Genomic DNA, 10,503 nt, shown 5'->3' with positions numbered 1-10,503 from the left:
GCTGTCTTCAAAGGCAGTCAGCGTGGAATCGTAGCCCTGATGAGCATTCCAAATTTTTGTCGTTACAAAAATTTCGTCGCGCGCGATCCCGCTGTTGCGAATACCAGCGCCAACACCCTCTTCATTATTGTAAGCTGCTGCTGTGTCGATGCTTCTATAACCAGCTTCAATCGCAGAGGCGACCGTTCTTTCCGCTTCGCCATCATCTTTCACTTTCCATACGCCAAGACCAAGCCAAGGCATTTTTACTCCGTTACTTAATGTGGTATGTGCTGTTAGGGCATGAGTCATTTATCGTAACCTCCAGTTAAAGTGATAATTCCAAAATAGCTTTAACATCTTGTTTTTCCAAACGCTTGAATGAACCAATCGTGCCATAACGTACAGCTTCCTCAGCCATGCGATCCAGTTTGTCGCTTCCGATCTCGAAGTCGGCAAGACGTGACTCAGCACCAATTTTCGTGAAGAAATCACGAGTGGCTTGAATGCCTTCAAGAGCGATTTCGTTGTCTGATTTGCCTTCTGGATTCACATTCCATACACGAGTTGCATATTGAACGAAACGATCCACCCGCTCTTCATAAACGTACTTCATCCAGTTCGGGAAAATAACAGCCAAGCCCGCGCCGTGCGGAATATCGTAAATGGCGCTGACTTCATGCTCAATGCCGTGCGAAGCCCAGTCATTGCTCATGCCAACGCTGATAAGACCGCCATTCAAAGCCATCGTACCACACCACATAAGGTTCGCGCGAGCAGCCGCATCCTCAGGGTTTTCAAGAGCTAGCTCAACATTCTCAATTACCGTTTGCAAAATGGATTCGCAGAAGCGCTCCTGCAGCGGAGTATTTGGCGTTAAGCTGAAATATTGCTCGAACACATGTGACATGATGTCCACAGCGCCGTTAACGGTATGGTTGCGAGGAACCGTGTACGTAAGCGTAGGATCGAGAATCGAGAATGCAGGATACGTATGCGAGCTGCCAAAAGCACGCTTTAAGTTTTCTTCCCAGTTCGTAACGACCGAAGAGCCGTTCATTTCCGAACCTGTTGCAGCCAGTGTCAAAATCGTACCAAGTGGAAGCGCTTTTTGAATAACAGCTTTGCCTGTGAAGAAATCCCATACATCGCCTTCATAAGGAACACCTGCAGCGATAGCTTTGGCTGCATCAATAACGCTGCCTCCGCCAACAGCTAGAATGAAATCAACGCCTTCCGCGCGGCAAATGTCGATCCCTTTTTTGACGGTAGTTAAACGCGGGTTTGGTTCAATATTAGGAAGCTCGTGCACTTTGATGCCAGCTTCTTGAAGAAGGCTTACGGTTTGATCGTACAAGCCTGTTTTTTTGACGCTGCCTGATCCGTAAACGAGCAGGACCGTTTTGCCGTATTTGGAGGTTAATTGGCCTACTTGCTTGGCTGTACCTTCACCAAACACAATATGAGTTGGATTAACGAATTGAAATGAGTTCATCTTAATTCCTCCTAAAACTATTTAGATAACTAAAAAGGTAACTAAATATCTTTTGAGTTATGTATACGCCGTTTATTTTAGTGAATTCTACTCCATAAGTCAAGGTGGAGCAGGGAAGTGTTGAAAGGATAACTTTTTAGTTATATAATGATTTGAAATTAGCTAGAGACAGGGGAAGCAGCAATGGAAATTGAAGTGAGCAGCCGCAATATGAAGTTTCTTGAATGCTTCTCATCACACACACGGGTCAAAATGATTGAATTGCTAGGCGTGCAGCCTATGAATATAAAAAGCTTATCCGAGGCGCTAGATATAAAGTCTCCTATCGTTACAAGACATATTCATATGCTGGAGGAAGCCGGCATTGTTCGCAGCGAAAGCGTGGCGGGCAAGCGCGGCATGCAAAAGATATGCCATCTCCAGCTGTCGCAGGCGATGTTGGTTTTTAAGAGTGAACCCGTCACGGACGAAACGAAGCGTTACTCGGTTTCACTTCCCGTGGGACATTATTCATCGTACCAAATTAAACCAACCTGTGGACTGGCATCCGATACTCAAATGATCGGGATGTGCGATGATCCACGTTATTTTGCCGATCCAGAGCATGTCCATGCCAAAGTCTTATGGTTCGGTTCAGGATTTGTGGAATACCGTATACCTAATTATATGGTGAATAACGAAATGCCAGAGTCGCTCGAAATTGCGATGGAGATCTGTTCGGACACGCCTTRCAGCGTCAACCACCTGCCATCGGATATTGCTTTTACGATTAACGGTGTCGGTGTTGGAACGTGGACGTATCCAGGCGATTTTGGAAGCTCACGAGGGTTGTATACTCCCGAGTGGTGGCATAAAAATATTCAGTATGGATTTATGAAAACGATTCGCGTCAATCAGCAAGGATCTTACATTGACGGGATAAAAGTATCTGATGTTACGATTGGCGAGCTAATGCTCGCTTATGACAAAGAAATTTTATTCCGCATCTCATCCAGCACAACGACGAGAAATTGCGGCGGCGTTACGCTGTTTGGCAAAGGATTCGGGAATTATAACCAAGATATTGAAGTGACGCTGCGCTGCCAGTAAGGCATGCTGCGCAGTGTATATAATGAAGAGATGCCCCTTTAGGTTTTTTACAACCTTGAGGGGCATCTTTTTTTGTTTGTCCACTAAGTACATGCTTGCTGCCCGTAACTGTGGGAATAGCTTGTTTAGTCAAAAAAATAAAAAGAAAACGACAAATATACATTTTTGTTTGTGTTTGAAATAATCGTATTCAAACAGAAACAAATGTGATATGATCGATTCAAACAAATACAAAACATCATTCGGAGGTATATCCATGGTACAAAGTTTGTGGGAAAACGAAAAAGCATCGCAGTTGGAAGGCGGATTGGCTGAGCTCGTATATCGCTCCAACATCATTGGTGCAGATCGCAGAGTTTGCAATTACGGCGGCGGCAATACGTCTAGCAAAACAATCGTAAAAGATTTCCGCGGTCGCGACGTTGAAGTGATGTATGTAAAGGGCAGCGGTTCGGATCTTGCTTCTATGAAAGCAGGCAATTTTACTGGACTGCGGATGGATGATATCCGTCCATTATTTGAACGTGCTGAAATGCCGGACGAAGAGATGGTTGCTTACCTTGTCAACTGCATGATCGATTCGAAGCACCCGCGTGCGTCAATTGAAACGCTATTGCATGCTTTTCTTCCATTCAAACATGTGGATCATACACATCCCGATTCTATTATTAGCTTGTGCTGTGCGGATAACGGCAAAGCGCTTGCGAAGGAAATTTTCGGCGACCGTTTCGTCTGGGTTCCTTATGTACGTCCAGGCTTCAATCTCTCCAAAATGATTGCCGAAGGTGTTCTTGCCAATCCAAATGCCGAGCTAGTGCTGATGGAAAAGCACGGCCTTGTTACTTGGGGCGAGACAAGCGAGGAATGTTACGCACAAACGATCAAAATCATTTCCGAGGCAGAGGCATTCATTGAATCTCGTTTTGACGAGGCTTCGTTGTTTGGCGGCGTGAAATACGAGGTGCTCGAAGCCGATGTTCGCAAAAGCGTAGCTGCACAGGTTATGCCTACAATTCGCGGCGCAGTGAGCGATGCGAAGAAGATGATTTTGACATTTGACGATGAAGCGGATGTGCTTGCATTCGTAAGCGGGAATAATTCTCCAACATTATCGCAGGTCGGCGCTGCATGCCCGGATCATTTGGTGCATACGAAGGTTGTTCCATTGTTTATTGACTGGAAGCCAAATGCAGAGGATATCGATGGTTTGAAGGCGAAACTATCAGAAGGAATCGCTGCATACAAAGAGCAATATAAAGCTTATTTTGAACGCAACAAAAATGAAGGCGACGTCATGTTTGAAGCAGCGCCTCGCGTAATTCTAATTCCGGGTATCGGTATGATCAACACCGGCAAGAGCTGGGCGATGGCACAAGTGAGCGGAGCGCTATACCACCGTGCGATTGCCGTGATGCGCGGCGCAACAGCATTAGGTGATTTCGTATCGCTTAGCGAGAACGAGTCGTACAACGTGGAATACTGGCCATTAGAGCTATACAAATTGTCTCTTGCTCCAGCTGAAACGGAATTTTCACGCAAGGTTGCTTTCATTACAGGCGGCGCTGGCGGTATCGGAAGTGAAACAGCACGCCGTTTAGTATCAGAGGGTGCGCATGTTGTGCTTGCAGATCTTAATCTTGAAGGCGCGCAAAAGGTTGCCTCAGAGATTAACRAGAAATTTGGCGAATGCCGAGCAACAGCAGTGAAAATGGATGTAACGAGCGAAGAGCAGGTCAAAACTGCTTATGCAGAGACAGCACTTGCTTACGGCGGCGTGGACATTATCGTAAACAACGCTGGTCTTGCGACTTCAAGCCCATTCGATGAGACATCGCTTAAGGAATGGAATTTGAATATGAATGTGCTTGGAACAGGTTATTTCCTGGTCGCTCGCGAAGCGTTTAAATTAATGAAGCAGCAATGCATTGGCGGCAACATGGTGTTCATCGGATCGAAAAACTCTGTGTACGCGGGTAAAAATGCATCAGCTTATAGCTCAGCCAAGGCGCTTGAAGCTCATTTGGCACGCTGCATCGCAGCTGAGGGCGGCGAATTCGGCATTCGTGTAAATACGATTTTGCCGGATGCGATTTTGCAGGGGTCGGCGATTTGGAACGGCAGCTGGCGCAATGAACGTGCAGCGGCTTATGGCATTGAGCCAGATCAGCTGGAAGAATACTACCGCAAGCGCACGACGCTGCTCGTCAACATTTATCCGCGCGACATCGCAGAGGGCATTGCATTTTTTGCCTCCTCCAAAGCAGATAAAACGACAGRCTGTATGTTAACTATTGACGGCGGCGTACCCGCTGCATTCACCCGTTAGGAGGTTAGGCGATATGATCCAAGGGAGAGGCGAGAAATCTTGGTATATACCGGATGGTTATATACCGCCAGACAGCACGGGAACGCTTACCAGCCATGAATCGATATGCGTGTTGAATTGCTCCACCGAAGAAGCCATTATTCATATTACGATTTATTTTGAGGATCGCGAGCCGATGGAAGATATTCAAGTTGTTGTTCCTGGCAGACGAACAAACCATATACGCACCAGCACATTAATGAAGGAAGGGGCGTCGATTCCAATCGGCGTTCCTTACGCCATTGAGGTGCTGAGCAATATTCCAATCATTGTACAATACAGCAGATTAGATTCGACGCAGGCAGAGAATACGTTGATGTCTACGATGGCTTTTCCAATCAAATAGGTTGAAAATATAAATGAGAGGGTGTTCCATAATGACTGATCGCGCTTATACGTTTTTTGAGGAGCAGCAGAAAGAAAGAGGCATTAACATTGAAGAGGTAAAAGCAAAATTGAAAGCGCTCAAAATCGAAACCCCTTCATGGGGCTATGGTGATTCCGGTACTCGTTTTAAGGTATTTCAGAAGGAAGGCGTGCCTCGCAATCCGTTTGAGAAATTTGAGGATGCTGCACAGGTGCATCGTTTGACAGGAATCGCTCCGTCTATCGCTATCCATATTCCTTGGGATAAGGTAGAGGATTACGGCAAGCTTAGAAGCCATGCGGAAGATCTTGGACTCTCGATTGGAGCGGTAAATCCGAATCTATTCCAAGATGAAGACTATATGCTTGGAAGCGTAACGAATTCCGATGCTGCAGTGCGCCGGAAAGCGACTGATCACTTGCTTGAATGCGTGGATATTGCCAAGGAAACGGGCTCGCGTGAATTTAGCTTATGGTTCGCCGACGGTACAAACTATCCAGGTCAAGGACATATCCGCAAGCGTAAAGCTTGGATGCAGGAAGCTTTGGCCGAAATGTATAGTGCAATGACGCCGGACATGCGTATGCTCATTGAATACAAATGTTTCGAGCCGGCGTTCTATCATACGGATCTTGCCGACTGGGGCATGGCTTACAACTTGGCGCAAAAGCTAGGGCCGCAAGCGGAAGTGCTTGTTGATACTGGCCACCATCTGCCAGGCGCAAACATCGAGCATATCGTTGCTTATTTGCTGGACGAGAAACGTTTGGGAGGTTTCCACTTCAACAGCCGCAAATATGCGGATGATGATCTCATTGTAGGTTCTGTGAATCCTTATGAGCTGTTCTTGATTTTCTATCAAATCTTGAGTGCTGCAGGCGATGCGGATGCAGGTGTTCGCGGCAATGCAGAGAGCATTACTTATATGATTGACCAGTCGCATAATATCGAGCAAAAAATCCCTGCCATGCTCCGCTCCGTCCTGAATGTGCAAACCCAGCTGGCAAAGGCGCTGCTCATTAACCATGATGAAGTAAATGATGCTGCTGAACGCAATGATGTTCTTGGCGCTGAGGATGCTGTGCGCCGCGCATTCGAATTCGATGTTACACCGCTTTTGCACACGATTCGCGAAGAGCAGGGCTTGCCGCATGATCCAATGAAAGTATACCTAAGCAGCAGCTATGGCAAAGACATATTGGCGAGAGGCAAGGGCGGTGCCAGCTGGTGACCATCCTTGCTTACGATCTCGGAGCAAGCAGCGGAAGAGCGCTGCTTGGCAGGCTGAATAATGGCAAGATCGAGGTAGAGGAGCTGCACCGGTTCTCCAATGATCCGGTGCAGGTCGGCGATCGACTGCACTGGGATATTTTGCGACTGCTTCATGAGTTAAAGCAAGCGCTGCTGCTAGTTAAGCATCGCGACATTAGGCTGGACAGCCTTGCGATTGATTCTTGGGCCGTTGATTTTGGCTTGATAGGAAGCAATGGGGAGCTGCTTGGCAATCCTTATCATTATCGCGATCATCATACGGATGGCGTAATGGAGCAGGTAGTAGAGGAATTGACGGCAACGGGGATATTTGCGAAGACGGGTATTCAGTTTCTGCCGTTTAATACGATTTACCAGCTGGCTGCTTTGAAGAAGGCAGATTCACCGCTGCTGCGGGATGCCAAACATTTTCTAATGATTCCGGATTTGCTCCGATATTTTTTGACGGGTGAGAAATATAATGAGTTTTCCAACGCAACGACAACGCAGCTGTATAACCCTGTTGCTGGCAGCTGGGACGAGGAACTGATTCGCTCGATTGGCATTTCGCCGGAACTGTTTGGTGAGGTTGTACAGCCAGGGGCGAAGGTTGGCAGCTTGCGAGCTTCCCTTTGCGAGGAGCTTGGCATAGAGTCCGTTCCTGTTTATGCAGCAGCGGAGCATGATACGGGCTCAGCGGTTGCCGCAGTGCCTGCTCTTGAAAAGTCATTTGCTTACTTAAGCTGCGGCACTTGGTCGCTTATGGGTACAGAAGTCGACGAGCCAGTCATTAATGAATTGTCGCAGCAGCTAAACTTTACGAACGAAGGCGGCGTTTATGGCACGTATCGTTTGCTGAAGAACATTATGGGACTGTGGATTTTGCAGGAATGCAGACGTTCATGGGAGCGGGCAGGAATTTCTTATACGTTCCCCGAATTAGTAAAGCTTGCCGAAGAAGCTAAGCCATTTGCTGCGTTTATTGATCCGGATGATCCGTTGTTTTTGCACCCGGGTGATATGCCTGCTAGAATAACGGAGTATTGTTTGCGCACAAGGCAGACGGCACCTGCTGATACAGGGGCGATTGTTCGGTGTATTTTGGAGGGCTTAGCCTTGAAGTACCGAAATGTGCTAGAGTTAACAGAGCAATTGTCTGGTCAAGCGTTCAGCGGTTTGCATATGGTTGGCGGCGGCATTCAAAATACGCTGCTCTGCCAATGGACTGCAAATGCGATTGGCAAGCCGGTGTGGGCAGGACCCGTGGAAGGCAGCGCAATAGGCAACATGATTTTGCAGTGGATTGCCAATGGTCAGCTTGCTGACATTTGGGAAGCGCGCAAAGTGATACGCGAGTCATTCCCAGTTGATGTGTATGAGCCAGAGCAGCATGAGGCTTGGGAGAGCGCATATCGTGCTTTTAAAGAAACAACAGGAATCGCTTAAGCAGCGAATACAAATATAAGTAAGAAAGAGGTACGTTATGCTGGTCCATGAACGATACGATAAAATTGTACAGCTGGTAAATGAGAGAGGCAGCATCCGGGTTACGGAGCTGAGCGAGCTATGTCAGGTGACCGAGGAAACGATTCGGCGTGACCTTGACCGCTTGGAGCAAGCCGGACGTTTGCGCCGCTCCCATGGCGGTGCGGTTAGCGTAAAGGATCAGCAGCCGGAAATTCCGTATTTCGAGCGGGAGATTACGCATGCGGAGGAGAAAAAACGAATTGCTGTGGAAGCGATTAAGTTGATTCAGCCGAATGAGCGTATTTTGCTTGATGCGAGCTCGACGGCTTGGTATATGGCGGCAAGCATGCCGGATATTCCTCTAACGGTGCTAACCAACTCCATCAAAGTTGCGATGGAGCTGAGCAGCAAAGAGAAGATTGAAGTCATCTCGACGGGCGGCATTTTGGCTTCGCGTTCATTGTCCTATGTTGGTCCGTTAGCCGAGCGTTCTCTTGATGCATATCATGTGGATAAAGCATTTCTCTCCTGCAAAGGTGTCCATTTGGAGCGCGGCGTAAGCGAGTCGAACGAGCTGCAAGCACGCATCAAGCACAAAATGGTAGGTATGGCGGATCAAGTCATTCTGGTCRCCGACTCCAGCAAGTTCGGTGTTCAAGCGTTTACCCATGTGGCAGATTTAGATGATGTAGATGCAATTATTACGGATGAGCGGCTGCCAGCAGCGATCTTATCGCAGCTTAAGGAAAAACAAATTTCCGTTACAAAGGTGTAGAGCATAGGTGGCGCTGGCTTCAGTAGAAGCGCAGCGCCATTATTGTTGTATAGTATAGGGTTACTGGCGAAAGTGAGCTGTAAGAGTTTATATGTTCTTACAGCGTTGAAAGTCACGTTCATGAGTGTCTGTAAACACATATAGGTGCTTATTGAGCAACTTAACAGGCTGGTTACCTACGAAAGAGAGCTTTAAGCGCATATGTGTTCTTACAGCGGTAAAAGTGGAGTATCTGAGTGCTTGTAAGCACAAATAGGTGCTTATTGAGCAATTTAACTGGCAGGTTACCTACGAAAGAATGCTGTAAGCGCATATGTGCTCTTACAGCGGTAAGAGTGGCGTTTCAGAGTGCTTGTAAGCACATATAGGTGCTTATTGAACAACTTAAGAGGCAGGTTACCTACGAAAGAATGCTGTAAGCGCATATGTGTTCTTACAGCGTTAAAAGTGGCGTTTCTGAGTGCTTGTAAGCACAAACAGGTGCTTATTGTGCAACTTAACAGGCTGGTTACCCACGAAAGTGAGCTTTAAGCGCATATGTGTTCTTACAGCGGTAAAAGTGGCGTTTCAGAGTGCTTGAAAGCACCAATAGGTGCTTATTGAGCAATTTAACAAGCATGTTGCCTACGAAAGAGAGTTGTAAGTGCATATGTGTTCTTACAGCGGTAAAAGTAGCGTTTCTGATTGCTTGTAAGCACATATAGGTGCTTATTGAACAACTTAACAGGCTGGTTACCTACGAAAGAGAGCTTTAAGCGCATATGTGTTCTTACAGCGGTAAGAGTGGCGTTTCAGAGTGCTTGTAAGCACATATAGGTGCTTATTGTGCAATTTGACAGGCAGGTGACCTACGAAAGAGAGCTTTAAGCGCATATGTGTTCTTACAGCGTTAAAAGTTACATTGTTGAGAGTCTGTAAGCACATATAGGTGCTTATTGAGCAATTTAACTGGCAGGTTACCTACGAAAGAGAGCTTTAAGCGCATATGTGTTCTTACAGCGGTAAAAGAGGCGTTTCTGAGTGTTAGTAAGCACAAATAGGTGCTTATTGAGCAACTTAACAGGCTGGTTACCTACGAAAGAATGCTGTAAGCGCATATGTGTTCTTACAGCGGTAAAAGAGGCGTTTCAGAGTGCTTGTAAGCACCAATAGGTGCTTATTGAGCAACTTAACAGTCTGGTTACCTACGAAAGAGAGCTGTAAAGCGCATATGTGTTCTTACATCTAAAACATTTTTCACATAAAAAATTTTACCAAACTTGTCTGATAACCTGATATTATAAAAGTATAAGTTACGAAAGGGGTGCGGGTATGAAGGTCTCATTATTTATTACTTGCTTAAGCGATGCGTTATATCCAAGGGTCGGCGAAGCGATGGTGCGCTTGCTGGCAAAGTACGGTGTTTCATTAGAGTTTCCGACGGTACAAACCTGCTGCGGACAGCCGGCCTACAACAGCGGCTATTGGAAGGAAGCGAGGGAGTCTGCCAAAACGATATTGGATGCGTTTGAAGACAGCGACTTCGTTATTTCACCATCAGGCTCCTGCACGGGAATGATTCACCATTATCCGAAGCTGTTCGAGGATGATCCGGTCATGCTGAAACGGGCCAACAAGCTTCAGAGCAAGTCTTATGAATTTACACAGTTTCTGGTGCAGGTGCTCGGCGTTACCGATGTTGGCGCTGCATTTCCTCATAAAGTGACATATCATCC

9 protein-coding genes are annotated in these 10,503 nt (G+C 46.8%); 7 read left to right on the top strand and 2 right to left on the bottom strand.

All coding sequences use genetic code 11. From position 1 onward, the window contains the following. Together AC1DSE_RS22275 and AC1DSE_RS22270 are read right to left on the bottom strand one after the other, a co-directional pair. On the bottom strand, positions 1–291 hold a 291-nt coding region (locus tag AC1DSE_RS22275), incomplete at its 3' end, for an aldo/keto reductase (RefSeq protein WP_477528201.1). 16 nt (positions 292–307) lie between these two features. Continuing rightward, the gene (locus tag AC1DSE_RS22270) at positions 308–1,474 is read right to left on the bottom strand and encodes an iron-containing alcohol dehydrogenase (RefSeq protein ID WP_076266747.1); all 1,167 of its coding nucleotides are present in this window, start codon (positions 1,472–1,474) and stop codon (positions 308–310) included. Positions 1,475–1,657: 183 nt separating this feature from the next. On the opposite strand from AC1DSE_RS22270, the gene AC1DSE_RS22265 reads away from it, so the two are divergent. The 7 genes from AC1DSE_RS22265 to AC1DSE_RS22235 form a co-directional block, all read left to right on the top strand. Beyond that, a complete protein-coding gene (locus AC1DSE_RS22265; protein ID WP_477528200.1) occupies positions 1,658–2,563 on the top strand; it encodes an ArsR/SmtB family transcription factor in 906 nt (301 codons plus the stop codon). Between the two features lie 256 nt (positions 2,564–2,819). Then, complete coding sequence (locus AC1DSE_RS22260) at positions 2,820–4,889, top strand: bifunctional aldolase/short-chain dehydrogenase (RefSeq protein ID WP_477528199.1); 2,070 nt, start codon at positions 2,820–2,822, stop codon at positions 4,887–4,889. A gap of 13 nt (positions 4,890–4,902) precedes the next feature. Continuing rightward, complete coding sequence (locus tag AC1DSE_RS22255) at positions 4,903–5,274, top strand: sensory rhodopsin transducer (RefSeq protein ID WP_477511317.1); 372 nt, start codon at positions 4,903–4,905, stop codon at positions 5,272–5,274. Between the two features lie 31 nt (positions 5,275–5,305). Continuing rightward, entirely contained in the window at positions 5,306–6,526 is a 1,221-nt protein-coding gene (gene rhaI, locus AC1DSE_RS22250; protein WP_477511316.1) for an L-rhamnose isomerase, read from the top strand. Next, positions 6,523–7,992 (top strand): rhamnulokinase, encoded by a 1,470-nt coding sequence (locus AC1DSE_RS22245; protein ID WP_477511315.1) that lies wholly within the window; start codon positions 6,523–6,525, stop codon positions 7,990–7,992. The genes rhaI and AC1DSE_RS22245 overlap by 4 nt, the downstream gene beginning before the upstream one ends. 37 nt (positions 7,993–8,029) lie before the next feature. Further along, the gene (locus AC1DSE_RS22240; RefSeq protein WP_477528198.1) at positions 8,030–8,788 is read left to right on the top strand and encodes a DeoR/GlpR family DNA-binding transcription regulator; all 759 of its coding nucleotides are present in this window, start codon (positions 8,030–8,032) and stop codon (positions 8,786–8,788) included. A gap of 1,311 nt (positions 8,789–10,099) precedes the next feature. Then, positions 10,100–10,503, top strand: a 404-nt coding sequence (locus AC1DSE_RS22235) for a heterodisulfide reductase-related iron-sulfur binding cluster (RefSeq protein ID WP_477528197.1), incomplete at its 3' end; no start/stop codon positions are given.

Source organism: Paenibacillus sp. 01L418, from assembly GCF_056400045.1.
Note: the sequence above shows the minus strand (reverse complement) of the source record. Positions and strands in the feature narration are given on the sequence as shown.

What these genes read in the sequence shown, in the direction of transcription:
- AC1DSE_RS22270 (WP_076266747.1), bottom strand. Translation starts at nt 1,474, where the DNA reads ATGAACTCATTTCAATTCGTTAATCCAACTCATATTGTGTTTGGTGAA.
- AC1DSE_RS22255 (WP_477511317.1), top strand. Translation starts at nt 4,903, where the DNA reads ATGATCCAAGGGAGAGGCGAGAAATCTTGGTATATACCGGATGGTTAT.
- rhaI (WP_477511316.1), top strand. Translation starts at nt 5,306, where the DNA reads ATGACTGATCGCGCTTATACGTTTTTTGAGGAGCAGCAGAAAGAAAGA.